22 protein-coding genes and 1 pseudogene are annotated in these 25,010 nt (G+C 40.8%); 12 read left to right on the top strand and 11 right to left on the bottom strand.

Annotated elements, in window-relative coordinates; genetic code table 11:
* Positions 1-4: 4 nt before the first annotated feature.
* Positions 5-259: a glutaredoxin 3 gene (grxC, locus tag FNT16_RS04765; protein ID WP_143870470.1), complete on the bottom strand. Its 255-nt coding sequence runs from the start codon at positions 257-259 to the stop codon at positions 5-7.
* 6 nt (positions 260-265) lie between these two features.
* The gene (locus FNT16_RS04760; RefSeq protein WP_143870469.1) at positions 266-694 is read right to left on the bottom strand and encodes a rhodanese-like domain-containing protein; all 429 of its coding nucleotides are present in this window, start codon (positions 692-694) and stop codon (positions 266-268) included.
* A 187-nt stretch (positions 695-881) separates the two neighbouring features.
* Here FNT16_RS04760 and gpmM point away from each other — a divergent pair, with 187 nt between their 5' ends.
* The 4 genes and pseudogenes from gpmM to FNT16_RS04740 all read left to right on the top strand — a co-directional run bounded on the left by gpmM (position 882) and on the right by FNT16_RS04740 (position 7,197).
* On the top strand, positions 882-2,429 hold the full coding sequence (gene gpmM, locus FNT16_RS04755) for a 2,3-bisphosphoglycerate-independent phosphoglycerate mutase (protein WP_143870468.1): 1,548 nt from the start codon (positions 882-884) through the stop codon (positions 2,427-2,429).
* Positions 2,430-2,494: 65 nt separating this feature from the next.
* Positions 2,495-3,607, top strand: coding sequence for a murein hydrolase activator EnvC family protein (locus tag FNT16_RS04750; RefSeq protein WP_246072370.1), 1,113 nt, complete (start codon positions 2,495-2,497; stop codon positions 3,605-3,607).
* Positions 3,608-3,675: 68 nt separating this feature from the next.
* On the top strand, positions 3,676-4,761 hold the full coding sequence (locus FNT16_RS04745) for an acyltransferase family protein (protein ID WP_143870466.1): 1,086 nt from the start codon (positions 3,676-3,678) through the stop codon (positions 4,759-4,761).
* 70 nt (positions 4,762-4,831) lie between these two features.
* Positions 4,832-7,197, top strand: a pseudogene (locus FNT16_RS04740) (Tex family protein).
* A 41-nt stretch (positions 7,198-7,238) separates the two neighbouring features.
* Here the strand turns inward: FNT16_RS04740 and FNT16_RS04735 are convergent.
* Together FNT16_RS04735 and pmbA are read right to left on the bottom strand one after the other, a co-directional pair.
* Entirely contained in the window at positions 7,239-8,144 is a 906-nt protein-coding gene (locus FNT16_RS04735; protein WP_246072368.1) for a type 2 periplasmic-binding domain-containing protein, read from the bottom strand.
* A 78-nt stretch (positions 8,145-8,222) separates the two neighbouring features.
* Positions 8,223-9,554: a metalloprotease PmbA gene (pmbA, locus tag FNT16_RS04730; protein WP_143870464.1), complete on the bottom strand. Its 1,332-nt coding sequence runs from the start codon at positions 9,552-9,554 to the stop codon at positions 8,223-8,225.
* A gap of 97 nt (positions 9,555-9,651) precedes the next feature.
* Between pmbA and yjgA the strand changes: the two genes are divergently transcribed.
* Entirely contained in the window at positions 9,652-10,182 is a 531-nt protein-coding gene (yjgA, locus tag FNT16_RS04725; protein ID WP_143870463.1) for a ribosome biogenesis factor YjgA, read from the top strand.
* Positions 10,183-10,467: 285 nt separating this feature from the next.
* Here the strand turns inward: yjgA and FNT16_RS04720 are convergent, their stop codons facing one another.
* Entirely contained in the window at positions 10,468-10,833 is a 366-nt protein-coding gene (locus FNT16_RS04720; RefSeq protein ID WP_143870462.1) for a histidine triad nucleotide-binding protein, read from the bottom strand.
* A 358-nt stretch (positions 10,834-11,191) separates the two neighbouring features.
* Between FNT16_RS04720 and gorA the strand changes: the two genes are divergently transcribed.
* From gorA to FNT16_RS04695, 5 genes are all read left to right on the top strand, one after another.
* Positions 11,192-12,541: a glutathione-disulfide reductase gene (gene gorA, locus FNT16_RS04715; protein ID WP_143870461.1), complete on the top strand. Its 1,350-nt coding sequence runs from the start codon at positions 11,192-11,194 to the stop codon at positions 12,539-12,541.
* A gap of 308 nt (positions 12,542-12,849) precedes the next feature.
* Positions 12,850-14,151 (top strand): CHASE3 domain-containing protein, encoded by a 1,302-nt coding sequence (locus tag FNT16_RS04710; protein WP_143870460.1) that lies wholly within the window; start codon positions 12,850-12,852, stop codon positions 14,149-14,151.
* Positions 14,148-14,759, top strand: coding sequence for an ATP-binding response regulator (locus FNT16_RS04705; protein WP_143870459.1), 612 nt, complete (start codon positions 14,148-14,150; stop codon positions 14,757-14,759). Before FNT16_RS04710 ends, FNT16_RS04705 begins: the two co-directional genes overlap by 4 nt.
* Positions 14,760-14,972: 213 nt before the next feature.
* On the top strand, positions 14,973-16,127 hold the full coding sequence (locus FNT16_RS04700; RefSeq protein ID WP_185976695.1) for a S1 family peptidase: 1,155 nt from the start codon (positions 14,973-14,975) through the stop codon (positions 16,125-16,127).
* 12 nt (positions 16,128-16,139) lie between these two features.
* Positions 16,140-16,724 (top strand): hypothetical protein, encoded by a 585-nt coding sequence (locus FNT16_RS04695; protein WP_143870457.1) that lies wholly within the window; start codon positions 16,140-16,142, stop codon positions 16,722-16,724.
* Positions 16,725-16,789: 65 nt separating this feature from the next.
* On the opposite strand, the gene FNT16_RS04690 is transcribed toward FNT16_RS04695, so the two are convergent.
* From FNT16_RS04690 to FNT16_RS04680, 3 genes are all read right to left on the bottom strand, one after another.
* A complete protein-coding gene (locus FNT16_RS04690; protein ID WP_143870456.1) occupies positions 16,790-18,067 on the bottom strand; it encodes a glycerophosphodiester phosphodiesterase family protein in 1,278 nt (425 codons plus the stop codon).
* Between the two features lie 174 nt (positions 18,068-18,241).
* A complete protein-coding gene (fghA, locus tag FNT16_RS04685; RefSeq protein WP_143870455.1) occupies positions 18,242-19,075 on the bottom strand; it encodes an S-formylglutathione hydrolase in 834 nt (277 codons plus the stop codon).
* A 2-nt stretch (positions 19,076-19,077) separates the two neighbouring features.
* On the bottom strand, positions 19,078-20,208 hold the full coding sequence (locus FNT16_RS04680; RefSeq protein WP_143870454.1) for an S-(hydroxymethyl)glutathione dehydrogenase/class III alcohol dehydrogenase: 1,131 nt from the start codon (positions 20,206-20,208) through the stop codon (positions 19,078-19,080).
* A 208-nt stretch (positions 20,209-20,416) separates the two neighbouring features.
* Between FNT16_RS04680 and FNT16_RS04675 the strand changes: the two genes are divergently transcribed.
* On the top strand, positions 20,417-21,283 hold the full coding sequence (locus tag FNT16_RS04675) for a LysR family transcriptional regulator (RefSeq protein WP_143870453.1): 867 nt from the start codon (positions 20,417-20,419) through the stop codon (positions 21,281-21,283).
* On the opposite strand, the gene FNT16_RS04670 is transcribed toward FNT16_RS04675, so the two are convergent.
* The 3 genes from FNT16_RS04670 to FNT16_RS04660 form a co-directional block, all read right to left on the bottom strand.
* Complete coding sequence (locus FNT16_RS04670) at positions 21,263-22,222, bottom strand: hypothetical protein (RefSeq protein WP_143870452.1); 960 nt, start codon at positions 22,220-22,222, stop codon at positions 21,263-21,265. The two genes, FNT16_RS04675 and FNT16_RS04670, sit on opposite strands and share 21 nt — an antisense overlap.
* 122 nt (positions 22,223-22,344) lie before the next feature.
* Positions 22,345-22,911 carry a PhnA domain-containing protein gene (locus FNT16_RS04665; RefSeq protein WP_143870451.1) on the bottom strand — a complete coding sequence of 189 codons (567 nt, stop codon included), beginning with the start codon at positions 22,909-22,911 and terminating at the stop codon, positions 22,345-22,347.
* Positions 22,912-22,963: 52 nt separating this feature from the next.
* A complete protein-coding gene (locus FNT16_RS04660) occupies positions 22,964-23,362 on the bottom strand; it encodes an MAPEG family protein (protein WP_143870450.1) in 399 nt (132 codons plus the stop codon).
* A gap of 162 nt (positions 23,363-23,524) precedes the next feature.
* Here FNT16_RS04660 and FNT16_RS04655 point away from each other — a divergent pair, with 162 nt between their 5' ends.
* Positions 23,525-24,937, top strand: a complete 1,413-nt coding sequence (locus tag FNT16_RS04655) for an SLC13 family permease (RefSeq protein ID WP_143870449.1) — start codon at positions 23,525-23,527, stop codon at positions 24,935-24,937.
* Positions 24,938-25,010: the final 73 nt, after the last annotated feature.

Genomic DNA, 25,010 nt, shown 5'->3' with positions numbered 1-25,010 from the left:
TAAGTTATGTGTTGAGCAGTTGATCAAGCGTGCCTTGTGCTTCGGCTGCTAACAATTCATCGCAGCCGCCAACATGGTGCTCATTAATGAAAATTTGAGGCACTGTGTTTCTTTGGCTTCGCTCGATCATTTCGTTGCGTTTTTCAGGTTGTTTGCCAATATCAATTTCATCAAAGTCTATGTTTTTGCTTTGCAGCAACATTTTTGCGCGAACACAAAACGGACACCAACTTTTTGAATACACAGTGACTTTAGTCATAATTTATTACCCTTTTACGACGGGTAAATTAGCATTAAACCAAGCGTTCATGCCGCCGTCGAGAATATTTACTTTTGCGAAACCTGCTTGTGCAAGCTGAGTGGCTACTTTACCTGCCGTCATGCCTGCAGTGCAAACTATAATGATGGGGGTCTCTTTGTGCTTTTCAAGCTTAGGATGTTCGCCGCCTTTGATTTGATCGGTTGTAATATTTAAAGCGCCGGCAATATGACCCTTGTTAAAATCTGGCGTGGCGCGAATATCTACAATTACAGCGTCTTCCCGGTTAACTAATAAAGTTAACTGCTGCGTGTTTACGCGGTTAAAAGGGGAAAACTTTGCTTGCACAAAGGTGTAGATCACAGCAAAAAATAATACAAACCAGATGCCCGTTAAAAATGGGTGGTTTGCAAGAAATTCAATGTATTGTTGCATTTTCAACCTTGTTACTTAATGAAATTGGCGCTGATTATATACCGATTCTAATTCAAGATGCAGTGGAATAAAGCTTAATTATCTGCACAATAAGCTAATTTCCGAATTTTTAATCGGTTTGTCACTGGTTTGTCGCGTAAAACTCGGTAAAATCGTAAATAACATAATAGAACGACAGGTAAAGAATATGACAGCAGCTAAAAAACCATTAGTGTTAATTATAATGGACGGATGGGGTTACAGTGAAAACCCAGAGAATAATGCTATATTGGCCGCCAATACGCCCAATCTTGATCGTTTGTGGAAAGAGTACCCAAGTACTTTAATTTCGGGTTCAGGTATGGACGTAGGCTTACCTGATGGTCAAATGGGCAATAGTGAAGTGGGCCACGTAAATTTAGGCGCGGGGCGCATTGTTTATCAAGACTTCACTCGCATCACAAAAGATATTCATGAAAAAACTTTTAATCAAAACGCTGTATTAAGCAAAGCAGTGGACTCGGCTGTTAGCCAGGGCAAAGCTGTTCACATTATGGGCTTGGCCTCACCAGGTGGCGTGCACAGTCATGAAGATCACATTGCCGCGATGATAGATATGGCCGTTGAACGTGGTGCAGATAAAGTATATGTACACGCATTTTTAGATGGTCGTGATACGCCGCCTCGCAGTGCGCAAGCAACACTTGAAAAATTTGATAAACAACTGGCAGACTCAGGCAAGGGTCGAGTGGCCTCTTTAATTGGTCGTTATTTTGCTTTAGATCGTGACAAGCGCTGGGATCGCGTTAAAGCTTGTTATGATTTATTAACACAAGGCACGGCAGAATTCACCGCTAAAAATGCGGTTGAAGGCTTAACGGCCGCTTATGAGCGTGACGAAAACGATGAGTTTGTAAAAGCGACAGCAATAGTAGACGAGCAAGGTCAGGCCGCGACGGTTAATGACGGTGATGCCGTTATCTTTATGAATTTCCGTGCAGACCGTGCACGTGAAATTACCCGAGCGTTTGTTGATGTCGACTTTGACGGTTTTGCGCGTGAAAAAGAGCCAAAATTAGCAGATTTTGTGATGTTGACTCAATATGCCGCAGACATTAAAGCAAGTTGTGCATACCCGCCTGCTGATTTGGTAAATGTTATGGGCGAGTGGTTAGAGAAACACAATAAAACTCAGTTACGTATTTCTGAAACTGAAAAATACGCACACGTCACCTTTTTCTACAGTGGTGGCCGTGAAGATGAGTTTAAAGGCGAAAAACGTGTGTTAGTCCCTTCACCTCAAGTTGCGACCTATGATTTACAACCTGAAATGAATTCTGTTTTATTAACGGATAAATTGGTTGAAGCAATTGAAAGCCAAGAATTTGACGTGATTATTTGTAACTATCCCAATGGTGACATGGTCGGTCATACCGGTGTATTTGAAGCAGCCGTTAAAGCGTGTGAAGCGGTAGACAATGCAATAGGCCGTGTCACTGACGCATTGGCAAAAGTAGGTGGTGAATGTTTGATTACAGCAGACCATGGCAATGCAGAGCAAATGAAAGATCCAAAAACAGGTCAAGCGCATACGGCACATACCAGTGAACCCGTGCCTTTTATCTATTTTGGTCGCAATGCCGAAGTTGCCAAACCTAATGGTGTGTTAAGTGATGTTGCACCTACCATGTTGCACTTAATGGGGATGGAACAGCCTGAAGAAATGACCGGTCAACCCATTATGAAATTAATTTAAATTAATTGATGTTGACACGGACAGTAAATCAACGCAAAACGACAGCCAGCTTTATTGCTGGCTGTGTGCTTTTTTTTACGTCCAGCTTATTGATGGTGTGTGCTAATGAAGAGGCTAAAGAAAAACAGCAACAACTAGAAAAAATACAGCAGCAAATATTAGCGCGACAGGCGGTGCTAGATAAAACACAAAGTGAACTGAATCAGGTTGAAAAGTCGGTTGCCAAAACGGATAGAAAAATCGGTCAAACCAGCAGAATCCTCAAACAAACTGAAGACGAGCTGCAGCGAGTAAAAGCTCAATTAAATGAGCTAAAAAAACAAAAAAGCGAACTGGAAAGTACTCGCGACCAACAGTTAGATATTTTGTCGGCTCAAGTTAAAAGTGCTTATCATGTCGGGCGCAATGATTATTTAAAGCTGCTGCTTAATCAGGATTCTCCCGCCAAGCTAGAGCGTGTCATTAGTTACTATCAATATCTTAACAAAGCCAGAATGCAGGCGATTGAGAACCTAAAAGTAACTCTGCAAGCGTTACAAAAAACAGAGCAATTGTTAAATAAGAACCAACTCAGGTTAGCAGAACTTATAAAAGTTGAAGCAGAAAAACAAGCTCAACTCGTTGCGCTTAAAAAGCAACAGCAAGCACAAATCAAACAATTAGCGGCCGTTATTGTAAGCGAATCACAGCGCATCGAAAATTTAAAACAAAATGAAAATGCATTAACGCGGGCATTAGAAGCACTTGCTGAAGCGATTGATAATTTACCTCAGCAAGTTGAATTTAACGGCTTGGCCGAAATTAAAGGTAGATTGTTGTGGCCAGTAAAAGGACGTGTGCAGAATATATTTGGTCGCCAAAAATCAGGTCAGCTTAAATGGAAAGGTGTCCGTATTGATGCAGACTCAGGTGATGTTGTAAATAACGTTCATGCCGGACAAGTCATATTTTCTGATTGGCTAAAAGGATATGGTTTGGTTATTGTTGTTGAGCATGGTGATGGTTATATGAGTTTGTACGGACATAATCAGGCGCTACTAAAAGACGTTGGAGACATGGTTCATTCGGGTGAACCTATCGCTTTAGTTGGTCAATCGGGTGGGCAAAGCCGACCCGGTTTATATTTTGAAATCAGACATCAAGGACAACCACTCGATCCAACCGATTGGTGTAACTAACTACAATAAAAACATACCCCCACACATAAAATAATATTAATAATACAATGCTTAAAATGGGGTAAAAAATGATGCGTTATCAAGCTTTAGATGTACTTCGTGGGCTCACTGTCGCTGTTATGATGTTGGTCAATATGCCGGGCGCTTGGCAAGCTGTATACACGCCTTTGTTGCACGCTCATTGGCATGGGTGGACGTTGACAGATCTGGTCTTTCCATTTTTTCTTTTTGTGATTGGTTCAGCGATGTATTTTTCGCTTAAAAAAAGTGAATCTTTAGCCAATAACAATAATGTATCGCGCATTTTTAAGCGTGCGTTTTATCTATTTTCGATTGGTTTGATGTTAAACACACTTTGGATGATACCACCCAATGGTGTAGAAAATTTAAGAATAATGGGCGTAATGCAACGCATATCTTTGGCTTATCTGATTGGCGGGTTATTAATATTATGCTGCCGGCGTTCGCATCTTTATATTGTGAGTCTGCTTATTTTAGTGGGTTATTCAAGCAGTTTAGCTTGGTACTCAGAAAGCCCTTATAGTTTGCAAGATAACCTAGTGCGTTTTGTTGACATGTCCATATTAGGGGAAGCGCATATGTATCAGTTAAGAGGTATCGCGTTCGAACCTGAAGGGTTACTCTCTACGCTGCCAGCAGTGGTCAATATCCTGTTTGGTTTTGAAATAACTCGAGTATTAAATCAGGCGACCCGTCCCTTAGTCGCGGTTAAAAAATTAACCTTGATTTGCGCAATAACCTTTTTTGCAGCAATTATCTTGCAAAATTGGATACCCATTAATAAATATTTATGGACCAGCAGCTACGTATTATTCACATCGGCTTGGGCAACAGGTGTATTGCTTTTTTTAATTTGGATACTGGATATTAAGGGACGCAGCAAATTTGCCTTTCCTTTTATCGTTTTTGGTTTAAATCCGTTGTTTATTTACGTCTTTCACTGGGTATTGACAGTGCTTTACTATAAAATTCCTGTCGCTGACAGTAATCTATATGAAACCATGTATCAGTGGATATTGGCAGGTGACACAGCCAATAAAGCAGCATCTTTATTATTTGCTATGCTGCAATTGCTCCTATTATGGATGACCTGCTATGGCTTGTATCGCAGGAATATTATTATAAAGCTGTAAATCATAAAAATTGAATGCACAAAATTGTTGTTATTTGCACAGGCGAATAAAACAATAAACAGGATTAAAGATGACAGATATTGTAAACATCATTGCAGATGAAATTAATGTTCAAACAGCGCAGGTTAATGCAGCTGTCAAACTACTAGACGAAGGTGCCACAGTGCCCTTTATTGCGCGTTATCGAAAAGAAGTTACCGGTGGTTTGGACGATACTCAACTACGTACTTTAGAAAACCGTTTATCTTATTTAAGGGAGCTTTCTGAACGGCGCAGTGTCATTTTAAAAAATATCGATGAACAAGGAAAATTGACGGCTGAACTCAGTCAAGCTATCAATGGTGCGCAAAGCAAAACAGATCTTGAAGAGTTATACCTGCCTTACAAACCAAAACGCAGAACCAAAGGGCAAATTGCGATTGAAGCGGGTTTGGAGCCATTAGCAGACGCGTTATTCAACGACTTCTCATTACAACCCGAAGAAGTTGCTGCACAATATATCTCAGTAGAAAAAGGCATTGCTGACGAAAAGTCGGCATTAGAAGGTGCGCGCTATATATTGATGGAACGTTTTGCGGTTGATGCCAGCTTGTTGAAAAAGGTTCGTCATTATTTGCAGCAAAATGCAGTTGTCGAAGCCAAAGTGATAGCCGGCAAAGAAAAAGAAGCTGCAAAATTCTCTGACTATTTTGAATTTAGTGAAGCGATAAAAAGTATTCCATCGCATCGGGCACTGGCAATCTTTCGTGGTCGCAATGAAGGCTTTTTAACCTTGTCTTTAAATGCGGATCCAAACCAAGACGAAAATCAAAAGTCTTCAATCGTCGAAACAATGATAAGTGAACACCTTGGTTTTAAATGGCAAGGTAAAGCGGCAGAACCCTATATCAAACAAGTGGTGAGTTGGACATGGCGTGTAAAAATTATGACGCACATGGAAACAGAGCTCTTTGCTGAAATCAGAGAAAGGGCCGAAACGGACGCAATTAAAGTATTTGCCTCTAACCTTAAAGATTTAATGATGGCAGCACCGGCTGGTGCCAAAGTGACGATGGGGTTAGATCCGGGAATTCGCACGGGGGTTAAAATAGCAATCGTTGACCAAACCGGAAAATTATTAGATACCGCAACGATTTATCCTCATCCCCCACAAAATGCATGGGATAAAAGCAAACGCACGTTAGCCAATTTGATTCGCAAACATAAGGTCGAATTAATCAGCATTGGGAATGGTACGGCATCACGAGAAACGGATAAATTAGCCGCAGAGCTAATTAAAGAAGAAAGTGATGTGAAGTTAACAAAAATTGTTGTCAGTGAAGCAGGTGCATCTGTTTATTCAGCCTCAGAAACAGCCGCAGCAGAATTTCCGGATTTAGATGTTTCATTGCGTGGCGCCGTGTCTATTGCCAGACGTTTGCAGGATCCGCTAGCTGAATTGGTGAAAATAGAACCTAAATCGATAGGGGTCGGCCAATACCAACACGATGTGAATCAAAGTGCGTTGAGTAAATCGTTAGATTCAGTTATTGAAGATTGTGTAAACGCAGTGGGGGTCGATTTAAATACAGCTTCAGTACCTTTGTTAGCTCGGGTCTCCGGATTAAGTAAAACAATGGCACAGAATGTCGTTGAATTTAGAAACCAAAGTGGTGGTTTTAGTAGCCGTAATCAACTCAAAAAAGTCGCGCGATTGGGCCCTAAAGCATTTGAACAATGTGCAGGCTTTTTAAAAATAGTGGGGGAGACAACCCACTGGATGCTTCAGCGGTCCACCCAGAAGCCTACCCCATTGTGGAAAAAATCTCAGCTGCGAATGATGAGCCGGTTGAAAACCTGATCGGTAAATCTGACAAACTTCGCAAATTAAACCCGGCAGACTATACCGATGAAAAATTTGGTGTGCCGACCATACAGGATATTTTAAAAGAGCTTGAAAAACCGGGACGTGATCCACGACCTGAATTTAAAACGGCGAATTTTAAAGAAGGTGTTGAAACGATCAATGACCTAAAAGAAGGCATGAAGTTGGAAGGTGTTGTAACCAACGTGACTAACTTCGGCGCTTTTGTTGATGTGGGTGTGCATCAGGATGGCTTGGTCCATATCTCTGCTATGTCGGAAACTTTTATCGATGATCCTCGTAAAGTGGTTAAAGCGGGCGATATCGTAAAAGTTAAAGTCTTAGAAGTTGATGCGCCGCGCAAACGAATTGGCCTGACGATGCGTTTAAATGACCCTGTTCAAGCGGCAGAGAGCGCTGCGAAAAATTCAACAAAAGGAAAAGGTGCAAATCAGAGCCGTGCTCAAAGCAACGGCGCTCGTGTGGCATCGCGTGGTAAAGCTCAAGGAACTGGTGGTCGCAATCAGCCAGCCGGCAATGCAATGATGGGTAATGCATTTGCTGAAGCTTTTGCCAAAGCGAAAAAGAAATAACGATTTGTAGCCAAGCTTAGTGGTCTAAAAAGCCTGCTCTGTTAGTTAAGTGCAGGCTTTTTATTTTCTGCAAAACCAAAGTCACTGGGTTGAAACCAGTACTTTTTGTTTTTCCAATCCGTGTCTTCAGGGAGAGAAGGGTTTGGGATATTGATATAGCGCACGTCAGCAGATTGTTCTAGCGGAAAAATATGAGCGGTTAACAAGTGACTTTGCATATGCCTTAAAAACTCACCATTTTCAATCATGGCGTTGAGCCCATCCTCTATCCACGCGGCTAAAGTTTCCTTGCTTTTCGGGGTGAAAAAATAAACCGCAAACGGATAGTGAAGGACTATTTTTTCGTAGTGCACTAAATTCGGGTAGCGGTTTTTGCGTACACTAACCTCGTTATATCCATCGTGGTAAGCACGGGGAAAATAGTCACAGCGTTTGGCATGAACACGTTTAAAAATATTTTCATACATGGTGTTCACCACTACAGGTAAGTCTGATGCCTGTAATATTCGAATATCTGGCCAGTGAGCACCCAAACAAGCCGTTTGTTGTTTAAGTGCCTGCAACGAGGCGATGTTATCAAACTTTTCGATAGAGTCTTTGTGGATGATAAACCGTCGATAGCCAATTAAACCTTTTGACGTCGGAATGCGAATAGCGCGCATGTCTCTTTCTTTCTTAGCATCCGTGCCAAACCAATATACGTCTACTTTTTCGCCCTTAGTCACTTCGTAATTAGCACGCGCTTCTGGCATATGTAGAGAGGTTTTGATAATGGGTATCGCTCGGCCCTTAGCACCATGGATTAAGGCTTTTTTTAACAAACTCGTATGGTATTCATGACCGATATCAAGATTTGATCTAGGTTGCGGAATATATACAGCTTCAATAGCCAATACATGATTCACGCTCAACAGAACAGCGATTATACCCGTCAATAAAAGTCGCAAATTTACCACCGAAAAATTCGAATATAGTTCATTAAGTATAGGCAACGAACACTTGTTGCGTGTAATTGATTAAGCAGGCTAACTGCCTGCAATTTGCATTTCTTCTACTAGCACAGAGCCACATTGGATACTGCCTTTTTGGTCTATGTCATCACCTATAGCGACAATGTTTTTGAACATATCTTGCAATTTTCCGGCAATCGTTATTTCACTAACAGGGTATTGAATGATGCCGTTTTCTACCCAAAAACCGGCTGCGCCGCGAGAGTAATCCCCTGTGACTAAGTTAACCCCTTGGCCCATCATTTCGGTGACTAACAGCCCTGTTCCAAGTTTTTTTAACATGGCATCAAAATTACCACCGCCAGCGGCCACAAGCCAGTTATGAATGCCGCCAGCATGGCCGGTTGAGGCCAGTTTTAATTTCCGAGCAGCATAACTACTGAGTAACCAAGTGTTGAGCACACCATTGCTGACAATATCGCGTTTTTGTGTTGCGACGCCCTCTGAATCAAATGCCCGGCTCGATAGCCCTTGCAAAATAAAAGGGTCTTCTTGAATATTTAACCATTCAGGAAATACTTGTGTGCCTTTGGCATCCAGTAAAAAGGTTGCTTTACGATATAAATTTCCCCCACTGATAGCACCAATAAAATGGCCAAACAAACTGCTGGCGATTTCACTGTTAAACAACACAGGTACTTTTGCTGTGTTTATTTTACGGGCGTTTAGTCTAGCTAATACATCTTTAGCCGCGCGTGTTCCGACAATTTCTGGCGCTTCTAGATGAGACATGACGCGTGACACAGTATAGGCGTAATCTCGCTGCATATCATCCGTATCACTGGCAATCAGCGAACAGCTTAAACTATGCCGAGAACTTGGATAAGCAGCAATTAAACCTGTGCTATTACCATAGACTTTAAAGCCTTGATGAGATGAAAAAGAAGCACCATCGCTGTTATTTATTTTTTCGCTTTTTTCTAAACCCGCTTTTTCACAAGCCAGCGTCATAGCAATGGCATCTTCGGTTGAGATGTCAGATGGATGATATAAATCTAAATCCGGAATTTGTTCTGCATTCACCATCAAATCAGGATCGGCCATACCGGTAAAAGGATCTTCCGATGTGTATTTAGCAATATTACAAGCGGCTTCGACCGTTTGTTTTAGTGCTTCAGGCGATAAATCGGACGTTGAAGCACTGCCTTTTTGTTTCCCCATCCAAACAGCAATACCTAATGCGCCACCATAATCATATTCCACGGTTTCCAGTTCTTGCATTCTGCAACCCACTGAAATCCCTTGTTGTTTTGAAATAGAGACTTCACACGCACTGGCGCCTAATTTTTTTGCTAACGCCACTGCATCTGCGACAGCCTGTTTAACTTGATTCATTTCTTGCAGCATAATTCACACACATCAATACAAAGGTTATAGCTTAGTGTAACATAGTCAGCGAGATAGATTATATTTAGTAGATTGACGGGTCATTAAAGAACCAATTATGAATGATGAATGGCAAAATCCATCCGATCCGGATGAAGAAATTATTTATGTAAGCAAATCTGAATTAAAACGAGATTCGCAAGAAAGTCAGCATTTAGCAGACAAAATACTGAATTTATCGGCCAGTAACTTGGCTAAAATTCCATTAGATGATGATGTACAAGCGGCAGTTAATGTTGCACTTAAAATAAAAAATAAGCATGGTGCCTATCGCAGACAAGTCAACTTTGTTGGTAAGTTATTGCGCATGCGTGACGTGGAAGATATTCAATTAGCGCTGAGTAAAATTGAAAACCAGCACCTTGTTGCTAATCAGCATTTTCATAAACTGGAAAAGCTGAGAGATCGAATTATAAACGAAGGTGATGAAGCCATTAATCGGCTATTAGAGCTGCATCCTGATATGGAACGCAGTAAGCTTAGGCAACTGGCGCGTCAGGCGAAAAAAGAGCAAACGCAAAACAAGGCGCCAAAAGCTGCACGTCAGATCTTCCAATATTTAAAAGAGTTTATTCCTGAAACAAAATAGAGTTGGTTGATTAATCTGCATATCACCCAGATCACTAGGTTAAATGTGTCATTTAGTATTGTCCCTGCAGTTATGTTTATTAAAGTGACATAGCTGCTGCGTGCGGCATATCGTTAATAGAAAATGTGGTAAAACACACTGGGCTCTGGCAGGCGCTTTCAATCGACCATTATCCACCAAACCTTTGTTGGTGAGTAACAGATTAAAATAGCCTACCGTTTAAAAAGTAAGGACAAACTCAAACTTTAAAAAATGAACAGACCCAGTTTTTTGTGCTTTTCAGTTTTATACTTTTGCTTTGTCAGTATAAGGTGGCCAACCTAAAGGTTTGCCTGCTAGCATGTGTAAGTGAATATGATAAACCGACTGCCCACCATGTTCGTTGCAGTTCATCACGACCCGATAACCATCGTCTGCAACACCTTGCTGTTTTGCGATTTTCGCTGCGACAACATACAAATGCCCCACCAACTCACGCTTGTCTTCAGTGATATCATTGATAGTCGCAATGGGTTGCTTTGGAATAATTAAACAATGCAAGGGGGCTTGAGGGTTGATATCTTTAAAAGCCAACGTTAACTCGTCTTCATAAATAATATCTGCCGGGATCTCTCGATTGATAATTTTAGTAAAAATAGTTTCTTGGGACATACAAGGTCTCCTTGTTTGAAATAAACTTTTCGATGATTGCTATCGTATAAATAGATTATCTTATCTTGCCGGGATTTACTAAGATTATAGCTTCGAGCTTCGAGCTTCGAGCTTCGAGCTACGAGCTACGAGCTACGAGTTTCAAGTTGCAAGTTGCAAGTTGCAAGTGGAAAGTTACAAGTTACAAGCTTAGTGTAGGTCGCGCCTTTAGGCCGACGATTTGAAGCGATGAGCTTCGAGCTTCGAGCTGCGAGTGGAAAGTTACAAGATTTATGTAGGTCGCGCCTTTAGGCCGACAATTTTCAAGTATGTATTAGTTTAAACGGTTAATCATTAAATTTAAAAAATGGAAAATATTATGACTCAACATTTCGACTTTATTTCTATTGGCGGTGGAAGTGGTGGTATTGCCAGTGCAAACCGCGCGGCTAAATTAGGCAAAAAAGCAGCTGTTATCGAGGCTAAATATGTCGGTGGTACCTGTGTTAATGTTGGCTGTGTACCGAAAAAAGCCATGTGGTATGCGGGGCAAATTGCAGATGCGATGAAATATGCGGCGGATTACGGGTTTGATATTGAGCAAAAAGGTTTAAATTGGGAAAAACTGGTCAGCAACAGGCAAGCTTATATTGAACGGATCCACGCTTCATACAATCGCGGTTTTGCCAACAACGGCGTGACTTTAATTAATGGCTTTGCCAAATTTAAAGATGCCCATACAGTTGAAGTGAATGGTACTTTATATACCGCCGATCATATTGTAATCGCCACCGGAGGTCGACCCAGCATACCCAATATTTCGGGCGCGGAATTAGGCATCACCTCAGATGGCTTTTTTGAACTGTATGAGCAACCTAAAAGTGTCGCTGTGATTGGCGCTGGTTATATCGCGGTTGAGTTAGCAGGTGTGATGCATGCATTAGGCTCTGAAACTCACCTTGTTGTGCGTAAAGATAAACCACTGCGTGATTTTGATGATTTAATGTCAGACACACTCGTGGATGTCATGAAAGAAGAAGGGCCGAAGTTACATACACACTCAACCCCTAAAGCAATTGAAAAATGTAGCTCAGGTGAGCTCATTGTACAGTTTGAAAATGGTCAAAGCTTACCACCGGTTGAATGCGTGATTTGGGCAATAGGTCGGGCGCCAGCGGTCGATAATATAAATCTTGAAGCGGCAGGGGTTAAATTAGATGAAAAAGGTTTTATCGCTACAGATGAATACCAAAACACTAATGTGCAAGACATATACGCTGTTGGTGACAATACCGGGCGAATTGCACTCACGCCTGTAGCCGTGGCTGCTGGTAGACGTTTATGTGAGCGCTTGTTCAACGGCAAAAGTGATTTGAAGCTAGATTACAATAATGTAGCAACTGTGGTATTTAGTCATCCCCCAATTGGCACGGTAGGGTTAACTGAAATTCAGGCTAAAGAAGCGTTTGGTGAGGGGGCTGTTAAAGTCTATACCTCGCAATTTACCGCTTTATATCAAGCGATGACACAGCATAGACAGCCGACTAAGATGAAACTAGTTTGTGTGGGCCCTGAAGAAAAAATTGTCGGTATTCATAGTATTGGTTTTGGTTCAGACGAATTGCTGCAAGGTTTTGCGGTGGCATTAAAAATGGGCGCGACAAAAGCTGATTTTGATAACACGGTGGCGATCCACCCGACTTCAGCCGAAGAATTTGTCACCATGTGATCAAAAGTCATGTAGTTAAAGCATGTCATTAAAGAGAGCGGCTAAACTTATTATCCTGATTTTAAACGCTCTCTTTTTTATTTTAGAGCGTCAAATTTAACGGGCAAAAATTTAAGCCACTTAAATTGGTTGAGGGTGGTATTTGGCAAGTTGTAATCTTTTGTATTAAATTTAGACGACTATTCTATTAAGCGGTATGTCATTGTTATGATACTGTTCAATTGTTGTTGGAAGGCTGGTTAGTGACTAAAAGCGAGTCTTTAATCGCACTGAGTAAAAACCAATAGTTAGGAGTATATTTTTATACAATGATTAAGTTTCGTTTAAGCCAAGCCGTTTTGATATTTCTGGCACTATCTGTTTGTGCTGTGCTGATAAATATTTTTGTTGTCATCAGTAGTCAAAACGCCGCCAATAAAAACGAAGAGTGGTTGATACATACATATGAAGTACTAGATCTAACGCAATTGCTTTTAGGTAGTGTAAAAAATGGGGAAACTGGGCAACGCGGATTTTTATTAACCTCAGATGAGGCCTACCTAGAGCCTTATTATCAGGGCTATCAACAGGTTTTTGATACTTTACAGACATTAACGCAAAAAACTGCGGATAATCCCAGACAACAGCAAAGGTTGGCGCAATTATCTGAACTTATTCGAGAAAAATTTGCAGAGTTAAAGTTGACCATTCAATTAAGCGAGCAAGGACAAAGTGAACGAGCGTTACAATTGGTAAACAGCCATCAAGGCAAACAATTGATGGAAAAAATTAGACGCCAAATCAATGCCTTTGAAGCGGAAGAAAGGCAGCTGCTTGAGAAAAGGCGACATGCATTTGAAAAAAGCAAAAAACTGAGCCGAAATGTTATTCTTTTTGCTGACGCAATATTATTCAGTATTGTGATTATTTCAATTCTTGTCATGAAACGAAGAGTTATCGATCCGGTTGTTTCTCTCACCCGTCAAGCCCAACTGAATACAGACAGGGGGCAACGCAATTTTAGAGTGCAGGATTCAGGCACTGAAGTTGATATGTTGGCCAAGACGTTGCAGAACATGAGTGATGATCTGTATCGTTCTATCATCGAGTTGCAAGAAGCTAAAGCAAAAGCCGATTCTAGTGCAAAAATAAAAAGTGAATTTTTAGCGAATATGAGTCATGAAATTCGCACGCCATTGAATGGTATTTATGGAACGCTGCAATTGTTGTCTGATGAGGTCGATAGTGAAAAAGGTAAAGATATTTTAGATAAAGCTAAATTCTCAGCCATATCTCTGATAACAATTGTGAATGACACACTGGATTTTTCTAAAATGGAGGCGGGTAAGCTAGAGATCTCTAATACTGAGTTCAGCTTGTCTGAATTAATGGAATATTTGTTATCAGATATGGGGATGCAGGCGCATAAAAAAGGCTTAAAAATCACTATCTCAAATAATGTGCAGCACAACTATTGGATTGGTGATCCTGTACGGATAAAGCAAATTTTAATTAACATCTTGTCAAACGCAATAAAATTTACCCGTGATGGGAGTATTGAGGTTAATTTAACGCAAGACGCTAACCGAGGGGGATACAGTTTACGATCCAAGATTCAGGCATCGGAATGAATCAAGAGCAGTTAAGTCGCTTGTTTGAACGATTTGAACAGGCCGATCAATCGACTTCCAGAAAATATGGGGGTACAGGTTTAGGCATGTCAATTACTAAATTTTTGGTTGGCTTGATGCATGGAACGATTGAAGTGAGCAGCGAAGAAGGAAAAGGAACAAGATGCATCATTTCATTGCCATTGAAAAAGGCTGAGAACTTAGTACAAAAAGATGTTTTCGCAGATATTGGCCACATCGACTTTAATGACAAACGCATCTTAATTGCCGAAGATAATGAAATAAACCGCATGATTATTGAAGAAATGCTCATCGCGACAGGCGCTTCATTGGTGCTTGTAGAAAACGGCTTGATCGCACTCGAAAAATTTAAAGCTGAGTTATTTGATTTGGTGCTGATGGACATTCAAATGCCTGAAATGGATGGGGTCGAGGCTTGTAAGAAAATCAAACAGTACAAAGCTAAGGTACCCGTGATAGCCTTGACAGCCAATGTAATGAAAGAAGACAGGCTATTATACGAACAAACAGGCTTTGACAATTTTTTAGCGAAGCCAATAGACAGAAACGCTTTGCTCCGGCTACTCTCAAATTATCTGAATAACTAAAATAAATAATAGTGGATATTGCATAGATGACGGCTGTAGCAAGCCCATAGAGGCTAAGATGCTCTCAGCATTTGTCGTTAGTGTCGCTCTCTATGTCTCGTTTTTTGTTCATTTTCTCGTTATTATCTTGCCTTTAAAAATATTCTTTGAAGGAAATATAAAAACATGAAACGGAAAATAAGTCTTTTGTGCGTTTTTATGTGCACCCTGCTTATGATTACCAGTTGTGCGAACACACAGAAAACGAAAGGGAAGCGATATAAAATTAATGCCAATGTAGCAGTACCCAATAGCACTGAGATCGCTGTGTATATACCACAAGCATTTCAAGATATGGAGTATTGGGTCGCAGGCTCTTGGCATAAACCCGGTTTGGCGATGCGAGAAGCGTTAAATAAGTCATTTGGCCAATATTTCACCTCAGCCAAATGGTTTGATAGAAAATCAACCGAGCAAGCCAGGTTATTCTTAGATCTCAACCCAGACTGGGATTTTGAAGGTGGAAAAGTGATATTTAACACAAAGTATTCTTTGTTAGATGCTGCTGGTAATGAAATCGCTTCAGGTAGTTATAAAGAGTCGAGTGGTATTAACTATCATCAAAGTGAAGCGGGTTATTACAACGCGGCTTATAAAGCTTTTCAACGCTTGGCGGTCAATATTTTAAATTCACAACAGCCAAGTAAAGAAAAATTTGTAAATCTTCTCGCGATGAACAAACTTGATTTAAATAAATTAATAGATAAAGAAAAGCCGACAAGCAGTGGAACGGGTTTTTTTGTTAATGCAGAAGGTGATGTTGTCACCGCAAATCATGTGGTAGACGATTGTTTAATCGTTAAAGTTAAGAGTGAAAATGGACTATCGGATGCTCACATTGAAAATAGTAGCCGTTTGTTAGATGTTGCAACGTTAAGAACCGCCCAAGCGACTGAGCATTATGTGAGTTTTCGCAAAGGACATGAAATAAAACTGGGTGAAAAAATAACAACAGTTAGTTATCCATTAAAGGGGTTATTGGCGAGCTCACCTAACATGACTTTTGGCAATGTGACTTCTCACAAGGCATTAAGTGGCTCTTTAGGCTTATTTCAATTTAGTGCCCCTATTCAACCGGGGTCAAGTGGCGGGGCGATTGTTTCAGATGGTTCGGAGTTATTGGGGGTCGTTACAAGCACGCTAAATATTAAAGAGTTGGCTAAAGAGGGTGTTATTCCGCAAAACGTTAATTTCGCTTTGGAAGCAAAATACTTAAAGAAGTTTTTCGATAAATATAAAGTGAATTATACCGAGTTGGAAACTCCTGCTGTTGGGAATTCTAGTGAAAAAGCTTTGAACGCGTCTGCGCAAATTGCTTGTTATCAGTAAAGGATGTGACAAATGAATATCATTTATAAATTGACTTCGACAGTTATCTTGTCATTAGGCTTAAGTTGTAACTTGTTTGCGAATGAAGACGCTGTTGACAAAATGAGCGAATCTGAAGTGTCGGCTAAATTGCCTGAGATACGTTTTATCAGTAATTTAAAAGATGAAGATAGTTTTGAACCGTTGAAGCAACAAGCCATTTTAGCCAATTTAAGCCAGTCGGCGCCGGGGTGTCCTTTGTCTTTGGTCGTTTCGGTTGAAACACCCAGCACCAGTGGTGGAGATGCGGCGGCCTTTACATCAATTATGTTATCGGCGAGCACTTTAGGTGTGGTGCCTGTTGTCAGCAATAATGATGTTATTATTCGCTACCAAATTAAAGTGAACGGTGAGACTTTATCTGAGTATTCTTATTCAAATAACTTCACGGATACTGACTTTTTTTGGGCGATGGATTTTGGATTGAGTGACGAAGCGAAACAATGGGTTGTTTCAACAACCGAAACTTTTGCACAAGATTTATCAACAGATGAAAAATTAGCAGAATTGCTAAATGAATATGCATATTATTTCTCTGATTTAATCAAAGAGTCATAAGCTTAGCCATATATTGATGATAAATGCCATCTCATCATTAATAGAGATGGCATTGACGATTAAAATCAAATATCCATACAGTTTGCATAATATGTTACTGTGGCCGGCCAATCAGAAAATACGCCGATTACCCCAACATCTTTTGCCAGTACGTCTAATAGTTCAAACGCAACCCCTTCATTGTCAGTAACATCCGTAATACTTTGATAGTACCAACCGCCACCTTGTGTTAATAAACCCGAGCGCTCAAGTGTCCAGGTAATGATTTTTAAACCAGCACTTTTGGCGGCTTTAGCGTACTCAGACGGGACAATGTTATTGTCATTGTCTAACGTAACCAAAACCCATAATGGCGGTGCAATTATTTCAACGCCTTGGTTTTTTAACAATTGCATCGAAGGTGTTAGTGAGCTTGTGTCGTTTGGATCAAAACTCGAATCATTATATCTATCATCTAGATAAACCGCCTGTTGGCCAAATTCGCTGTTGTTTGCAATCCAATATTGCACGTCTGCTAAGTTAAATGACTGAGGGTAAACATCTGACGCCGGAATGCCAGCTTCAACATATTCGTCAATCATTTTTTGTGCATACTCTTCTTGTGTCATACCATCAAATGGCATTTGCACGCTGGGCGATTTTAATTCAGGTGTCATTTTTACACCGGCTTCTTTAAACAGACTGATACTTTCTTTATGTGTCATTAAGGTGCCGCAAGTAGAATGTGCATCAGTGCGCCAGTTGGCTGTACCATCCATATACTCGTCAACAGTTAATGCATTTGGGTTTGCGCCATCCATTTTTCCGCATAATGTTCTGAATTCCGCCAAGGTGATGTCACTGGTACAACATTGTGCACTGGCGCTAATACCATTTTCTGGATCTGCTGGGGTAAAGGGCGTACTGCATTTTGCTGCCAGCTCAGGTATGGCAAGTATATTGGTCGTGGTATGTAAATCACATTGTGAATGACGACAAACCAATTCTTTGTCTTGAGTGAAAGTGACATCACATTCAACAATCCCGGCGCCAGAATCTATAGCCGCTTGATAAGATTCTTGAGTGTGTTCAGGAAATTGCATGGCCGCACCGCGGTGACCAATGCTCCAGTCCGTTCGGTAAAAAGTTTGAGATTTACATTGCTGCAGTTTGTTTTTAAGTGTTCCATCTTGCATTTGGTCGACCAAAAAAAGTGGTCTGACACCCACTTGCGCCATTACTTTGTTGGTTGCAACTGGTTCATCCTGCGGGTCATCATCGTTAATTTCTAAGGTGCATGCGACCAGTCCAAATACTAAGCAAAATGCACTGAGTAAGTTGATTTTTTGTTTGAAAGTTTTCATTGAATTTAAGTCCCTGACAATAAATTTTTGAGTTTGAGAGTGGTCAAGCCCAGCTAATTTAACCTGTGCAGATGACTGTATTTTCACACTTCAATGACAAACCGGTGAAGTGGATAAATAGCCTTACAAACACCATTTTTAGTGTCATAAGGCTATTGGGTTATTATGCATTACCTAGTTTAAATATTGAGCGTGAAAGACTAAATGTTCGTCGATAAAGCTAGCGATAAAATAATAACTATGGTCATAACCTTCTTGCATATTCAATTGCACATCAAACGGTTTGTTTTTAGCAATGTTTAATAAACTTTCAGGTTTGAGCTGATCACTTAAAAAGTTATCTTGTGTGCCTTGTTCAATACGCATCGGCAAAATTGCAGTTGCCCCGTGCAGTAATTCACAGCTATCGTATTGCAACCAGCTTGATTTATCCTCACCTAGATAAGCAGAAAATGCTTTTTCACCCCAAGGACAATTAACTGGATTACAAATCGGACTAAAAGCGGATACTGAAACGTAATTTTGCGGGTTTTTTAATGCAATGGTTAATGCCCCATGCCCGCCCATTGAATGGCCCGAAATTGCACGTTTTTGGTTAACCGGAAAGTTTTGCTCTATTAAGGCTGGCAATTCGTGCACTATGTAGTCGTACATTTGATAATGTTCTTTCCACGGGGCCTGAGTGGCATTGAGATAAAAACCGGCACCTTGTCCTAAGTCATAAGCATCATCATTTGCAACCTGTTCACCACGCGGGCTGGTATCCGGTGCAACAATTGCGATGCCTAATTGTGCCGCCATTTTTTGCGCACCGGCTTTTTGCATAAAGTTTTCGTCAGTGCAGGTTAAACCGGATAACCAGTATAAAACGGGCACTTTATGATTTTCACTCGCCTGTGGAGGCAAATAAATGGCAAACTGCATAGTGCAATTTGTTTTATTTGAGTGATGGCTAAATTTTTTATGCCAGCCTCCAAACGATTTGTTTTCACTGATTAGCTGCAACATTTTTATTCCTCAAAGTGAATAACGGTGCGAATGCTTTTACCCTGATGTAGTAGATCAAATGCCTGGTTGATTTCTTGTAATGGCATATTGTGGGTAATAAAGTCGCTCAGTTTAAATTCACCTTTTAAATATCTTTCAACATAGCCCGGTAATTCAGAACGGCCTTTTACCCCACCAAATGCGCTGCCGCGCCACACTCTGCCGGTGACCAGTTGAAACGGGCGTGTTGAGATTTCTTGACCAGAACCCGCAACACCAATAATGACAGATTCGCCCCAACCTTTGTGACAACACTCAAGTGCTGAGCGCATTACTTCAACATTACCGATACATTCAAAAGAATAATCAACCCCCCCGTCTGTTTGTTCAACAATCACTTCTTGAATTGCTTTGTCATAATCTTTCGGATTGATGCAGTCGGTAGCGCCTAGTTTTTTAGCCAGCTCAAACTTATCCGGATTGATATCCACTGCAATAATTTTGGATGCCTTAGCTTTTACTGCACCTATAATGACCGCCAGACCAATACCGCCTAAACCAAATACCGCGACAGTTGCACCTTCTTCTACTTTTGCTGTGTTTTTTACTGCACCCATACCGGTTGTTACTCCACAGCCCAATAAACATACTTCTTCTAATGGCGCTTCTGGGTTCACTTTGGCCAAAGAAATTTCGGGTAGTACTGTGTATTCAGAAAACGTTGAGGTGCCCATGTAGTGAAAAATAGGCTGACCATCTTTATAAAAGCGGGTCGTACCATCTGGCATTAACCCTTTACCTTGCGTGCTGCGGATTTTTTGACACAAGTTTGTTTTGCCCGATAAGCAGAATTTACACTCGCCACATTCGGGAGTGTACAAAGGGATGACATGATCACCTACCTTAACACTGGTCACCCCTTCACCGACTTGTTCAACAATTCCGCCCCCTTCATGACCTAAAATACAGGGAAAATTGCCTTCCGGATCATCACCCGATAACGTGTAGGCATCGGTGTGACACACGCCAGTTGATTTTATTTTAACTAAAACTTCGCCTTTTTTAGGCAGCATTACGTCAATTTCTTCAATTTTCAATGGTTCGCCGGCTTTCCAAGCAACGGCTGCACGTGACTTTATAAATTGTTCTGACATCGAAATTTCTCCACTTATAGGCTGTTTGTTATCGTTGTTTAAGTGTAGAGCCTGTTGCTCTTTTCTGTGTAAGATGCGCTTAATCGCATGTAAAAATATAGGAGCAAGCTTTAAAAGTGCTTATGCTCACCTATCTGGAGATTATATTTGTTTATAATTTGATGATAATATCTCGTTATTAAATTAACTATTACATATAGGTAATAATGTGTTGTGGCATGGCGTAAGTGAATTTGTGGCTGTTGTTGATTGCGGCAGTTTTATTGGTGCAGCTGAAAAGTTAGGTGTTTCAAATGCTCAAGTCAGCCGGCAGGTCAGTGCATTGGAAGAGCGGCTTAATATCAAGCTGCTATACCGTACCACTCGAAAAATTAATGTAACGCAAGAAGGCCAGGTATTTTACCAGCATTGTCGGCATGTATTAGATGGTTTAGAAGAAGCTGAACGAGCGGTTACCAATTTACAAAGTAAACCTAAAGGTAAAATTAAATTAACCGCACCGGTAACCTATGGTGAGCAAGTGATTTTACCGAAAGTCACCGATTTTATCTTGCAATATCCGGATATTCAGGTTTATGCGCATTTGACCAATCAAAACGTCAATCTGGTTGATGAAGGATATGATCTCGCGGTGCGTTTAGGCAAATTAGCTGACTCTAGTTTAATGGCGCGTAAGCTGGCGAGCCGCATCAATTATATTTGTGCATCTGCCGATTACATTAGAGCCAATGGTCAACCACAAACTATCTCGATGTTAGATAAACATGCCTGTTTACTGGGTAGTCGTGATCATTGGGTGCTATCTGATGGGGGCAAAGAAAAAATCATCAAAGTAAGCGGTAAGATAAGATATAACAGTGGCCACGCTTTATTGGATGCGGCACTGAAAGGTTTAGGCTTAGTTCAATTGCCGGATTATTATGTGGCACCTTATCTAGCCAGTGGTGATCTGGTTAGTGTATTAGATGAATATATAGTTAAAGGTGAAGGGATATGGGCGATATATCCGCAAAACCGGCATCTATCACCCAAAATACGACTCTTGGTCGATTATTTAGCTGGCTTTGATCTCTAATTTTAACAGCTTGATGATGTTAGCAAAATCTTGCTTCATTAAAGCGGCAATAACTTCTGGCTGCAATTTATTCACTTCACCCTGATGCTCAGGATTAATTGAAACTTTTAAAGTTTTGTTGCCATCCATAAAGCTTTCTATTTCTGCCAAAAGCTGAACTTTAAACGCATCCAATTGTGGTGGTAGTAACATATCGGCTTGCATCGCCAATACTTCATTGACTCGTGCTTTCACCTTTTGTTGTGCCATACCGGTTTCTTTGGCAGATATATTGATATAAGTACTGACCGCGCCTTCGTCTTTAAAGGATATTGCCAAGTTTGGCAATGCAGCGGTTTGTAATACAGAAGCAATTTGTGCCTGGTTTGGCGTTTTGTTGGCTGTTAGTTCCATTAAAACATTCAGTGGGATGTTTTTAGTGGTTGCGCTGATGTGATAATTGCCCAGTTGAGTTAACCCAATATCAAGCGAGCTGGTATAGGTGTGAGCATTCTGCGCATCATACTGGTATTGTACTTCAGCTGTTAAAGGTAACTGGTCTGTGTAACCTAAGTTACTGACATATTCTGCAAACACACCGCTGTGATTAAATTTTTCATCTTGCAGGTTAATAGGCAGCTTAACGCCTTCAAGTCGCACCTTCATACTGTGAGGAATATCATGTTGTACGTCAAAATCACTGATAGTTACCTTTTGCAAGGTGATTGATTCAGGCAGATCAGCTGAATGTAACGCTAGATTGGTTAATTCCACTGAACCGAATAAACTGACGTCGATAGTTTGATAATTTGCTTGACTGATAACACCTTGGGTTTTTAACTTAGCTAAGTAACTATCCAGTTGAGTTTTGGCATATTCATTTGCTTTAATTTGTGCAAAAGTGACACAGCCAGCCACAATACATACTGCACCAGCTGTAATTATAATCCCTTTTTTCATCGTCTGTTCCGCTCAATTGTGGGAAAACTGCGAGTGTTACATAATAGCCAGCAAAATGCATGAGCAGAGTTGTAAATTTTATCTGATTTGTAGCTATAAGGTTTGTTGCGCGTCAATAACCTCTAAGCTTTTTTCAGGTAATCTGCGATCAACACAACACGCACACCATTTACTTTTCCTTCAATATGTAATGGATTTTCGCAAAGCGATATGCCGCGTACGACGGTTCCGCGTTTTGCCGTGAATCCGGCACCTTTTACCGGTAAGTCTTTCACCAGTGTTACTGTGTCACCTGCTTTTAAGCGTGTCCCATTATTATCTAGAGTTGGCTCAAGGTCATTTTGGGGTATTTCTGCTTCTGCCCAAGCTTGGGTTTCTTCATCTAAGTACAACATATCCAGTAAATCTTGTGCCCAAGCTTCTGCTGAGAGTTTTTTTAACATACGCCAAGCCAGTACTTGAACAGCCGGTACTTGGCTCCACATACTGTCGTTTAAACAGGCCCAATGTGCACTAATGGTTGTTTCTTCACCTGTATACTGTGTCAGGCAGGTTTGACATAACATTGCATGGTTGTCTTCTGCACGACCTTGATCGGGCGTAACCTGATAGAGCGCTAAATTTTCTTTAGCAAGACATAATTCACATTGGCCGTTACTGCGTTGTTGCACTTTTTCTGCGATTGACATTGGCTGTTCTTTTATTGTTTATATTAAAAAATGGATTATACCCTGCTTGTATTCAGATCTCACTGACAAGGCTTATCCACATGCTTAATACTGCAAAATTAGCCGCCCAAAACGCGATAATACGATGCAATAAATGATTATACGTTAGGTGAATAAAAGCATGTGCGCAACGACAGGCGACAAATATCCAGGCGCAAGCCAAGGCAATATCACTTTCAATTTGTAATGCAGCAAATAAACTGGCCGCTACATAGAATAAAACCGGAATTTCAAACTGGTTGGTAAAATTTCTCGAGGTTTTAATAACGGCTTCCGGAATTTCATCTCCTTGCATTAGTTTGTAGTATCTTGCTGAAACTTCTCCTTTTTTTACGCTGTTTACCCGTGTTTTAAAGGTAATTATGCCAACTAAAAAAGTCAGCATAACCATCGCAAACATTGCATATATCATAGTGTTTTAATCCTTATTAAGTATGGTCAGTATGTTAGGTCAGTGCGAAACCACAGGGCCGTGCGCACAGGGTTCTGAATAAATGTTTCTTTGCTACTTGTTATTTATCAAGTTAACTGAGTAAAGTACATAGCTAAGCATATATGGAAAAGAGTTTATTGTATGAAAACGGAGACACAGTCAAATTTTTTAATGGTATTATTGGCGCCATTAATGGCCACAGTTACCGCATTGTTGTGTGCATTTGTTTGGCAACAACCTTATATTATTTGTGCAACTGCGGCTATTACCATGCTTACTGCTGTTTGGTGGGTCACTGAGGCTTTGCCTATCCCAGTTACTTCTCTTATTCCCTTTATCTTATTTCCGATGTTTGGGGTACTCGATCACAAGGTCGCGGCCTCTGCTTTAGGCAGTCACGTTATTTTATTGTTAATGGGCGCATTTATGTTATCTAAAGCAATGGAAAAAAGTGGTGTACATCAGCGTCTCGCTCTTTATTTGATCAATTTGTTTGGTGGTAACCAACCTAAAAAAATTCTTTTTGGCTTGATGATCAGTGCTGCATTTTTAAGCATGTGGATTAGCAATACGGCAACGACTTTAATGTTATTGCCTATGGTGCTGGCGATTGCCAGCAATGCAAATGACCGCCGGTTTGGTGTCGTGCTGTTACTTGGGATAGCATATGCTGCCAGTGTCGGGGGTATTGGAACCTTAATTGGAACCCCGCCAAATGTGATTTTTGCGGCTGTTTATCAAACACATTTTGCACAGGAGATTGGCTTTTTAGAGTGGATGAAAACCAGTATTCCGGTTGTTATATTGGCGATTCCAATGATGGCTTTGTGGCTAGGGCGGGGGCTAAACAAAAGTGTTGAGGTGCAGCTACCCTGCGTTGGTCAGTGGCGTTTATCTGAAAAACGGGTTTTGTATGTATTTTCGTTAATTGTCGTGTTGTGGATTTTCCGCAGTGAGCCCTTTGGCGGCTGGAGTGCTTTGTTGGGTAATCGCACAATTGGCGATAGTAGTATTGCTTTGTTTGGGGTGTTACTGATGTTTATTGTGCCTAGCCATAATGAGGTTATTGAAGGGCAAGTACAGCGTAAGTATTTATTGGACTGGCAAACTGCAACCGATATTCCGTGGGGAATGTTGTTATTGTTTGCCGGTGGTATTTGTATTGCAAAAGCTTTTCAGGCCAGTGGCCTAAGCCAATTATTAGGGCAAAGTTTAACCGCTTTAACGCACTGGCCGACTTACTTAATGATTCTTGTTGTTTGTTTATTTGTGACATTTTTAACAGAGATCACCAGTAATACCGCCACGACAACTTTATTGATGCCGGTTTTGGCCGCGGCGGGTGTCGCTGCGGGCATCGACCCTAAATTATTAATGATTCCTGCTGCAATGAGTGCCAGTTGCGCGTTTATGTTGCCTGTTGCAACGGCACCTAATGCTATCGTTTATGGTACTGACAAGTTTGCAATTAAAACCATGGTTAAAGAGGGGGTTGTACTCAATATGATATTGGCAGTAACAATATCTGGCTATGTATATTACGCAATTAAATAGAGTATTAAAGCGATATTGTGAGAAAATAAAGCCGCCTGCTTTTATCTTGCCGACGGCTTGTTTTGAATGGTTT

The organism is Catenovulum sediminis (assembly GCF_007289895.1).
Lineage (GTDB): Bacteria > Pseudomonadota > Gammaproteobacteria > Enterobacterales > Alteromonadaceae > Catenovulum > Catenovulum sediminis.
Note: the sequence above shows the minus strand (reverse complement) of the source record. Positions and strands in the feature narration are given on the sequence as shown.

What these genes read in the sequence shown, in the direction of transcription:
- grxC (WP_143870470.1), bottom strand. Translation starts at nt 259, where the DNA reads ATGACTAAAGTCACTGTGTATTCAAAAAGTTGGTGTCCGTTTTGTGTT.
- FNT16_RS04760 (WP_143870469.1), bottom strand. Translation starts at nt 694, where the DNA reads ATGCAACAATACATTGAATTTCTTGCAAACCACCCATTTTTAACGGGC.
- gpmM (WP_143870468.1), top strand. Translation starts at nt 882, where the DNA reads ATGACAGCAGCTAAAAAACCATTAGTGTTAATTATAATGGACGGATGG.
- FNT16_RS04745 (WP_143870466.1), top strand. Translation starts at nt 3,676, where the DNA reads ATGATGCGTTATCAAGCTTTAGATGTACTTCGTGGGCTCACTGTCGCT.
- pmbA (WP_143870464.1), bottom strand. Translation starts at nt 9,554, where the DNA reads ATGCTGCAAGAAATGAATCAAGTTAAACAGGCTGTCGCAGATGCAGTG.
- yjgA (WP_143870463.1), top strand. Translation starts at nt 9,652, where the DNA reads ATGAATGATGAATGGCAAAATCCATCCGATCCGGATGAAGAAATTATT.
- FNT16_RS04720 (WP_143870462.1), bottom strand. Translation starts at nt 10,833, where the DNA reads ATGTCCCAAGAAACTATTTTTACTAAAATTATCAATCGAGAGATCCCG.
- gorA (WP_143870461.1), top strand. Translation starts at nt 11,192, where the DNA reads ATGACTCAACATTTCGACTTTATTTCTATTGGCGGTGGAAGTGGTGGT.
- FNT16_RS04710 (WP_143870460.1), top strand. Translation starts at nt 12,850, where the DNA reads ATGATTAAGTTTCGTTTAAGCCAAGCCGTTTTGATATTTCTGGCACTA.
- FNT16_RS04705 (WP_143870459.1), top strand. Translation starts at nt 14,148, where the DNA reads ATGAATCAAGAGCAGTTAAGTCGCTTGTTTGAACGATTTGAACAGGCC.
- FNT16_RS04700 (WP_185976695.1), top strand. Translation starts at nt 14,973, where the DNA reads ATGATTACCAGTTGTGCGAACACACAGAAAACGAAAGGGAAGCGATAT.
- FNT16_RS04695 (WP_143870457.1), top strand. Translation starts at nt 16,140, where the DNA reads ATGAATATCATTTATAAATTGACTTCGACAGTTATCTTGTCATTAGGC.
- FNT16_RS04690 (WP_143870456.1), bottom strand. Translation starts at nt 18,067, where the DNA reads ATGAAAACTTTCAAACAAAAAATCAACTTACTCAGTGCATTTTGCTTA.
- fghA (WP_143870455.1), bottom strand. Translation starts at nt 19,075, where the DNA reads ATGTTGCAGCTAATCAGTGAAAACAAATCGTTTGGAGGCTGGCATAAA.
- FNT16_RS04680 (WP_143870454.1), bottom strand. Translation starts at nt 20,208, where the DNA reads ATGTCAGAACAATTTATAAAGTCACGTGCAGCCGTTGCTTGGAAAGCC.
- FNT16_RS04670 (WP_143870452.1), bottom strand. Translation starts at nt 22,222, where the DNA reads ATGAAAAAAGGGATTATAATTACAGCTGGTGCAGTATGTATTGTGGCT.
- FNT16_RS04665 (WP_143870451.1), bottom strand. Translation starts at nt 22,911, where the DNA reads ATGTCAATCGCAGAAAAAGTGCAACAACGCAGTAACGGCCAATGTGAA.
- FNT16_RS04660 (WP_143870450.1), bottom strand. Translation starts at nt 23,362, where the DNA reads ATGATATATGCAATGTTTGCGATGGTTATGCTGACTTTTTTAGTTGGC.
- FNT16_RS04655 (WP_143870449.1), top strand. Translation starts at nt 23,525, where the DNA reads ATGAAAACGGAGACACAGTCAAATTTTTTAATGGTATTATTGGCGCCA.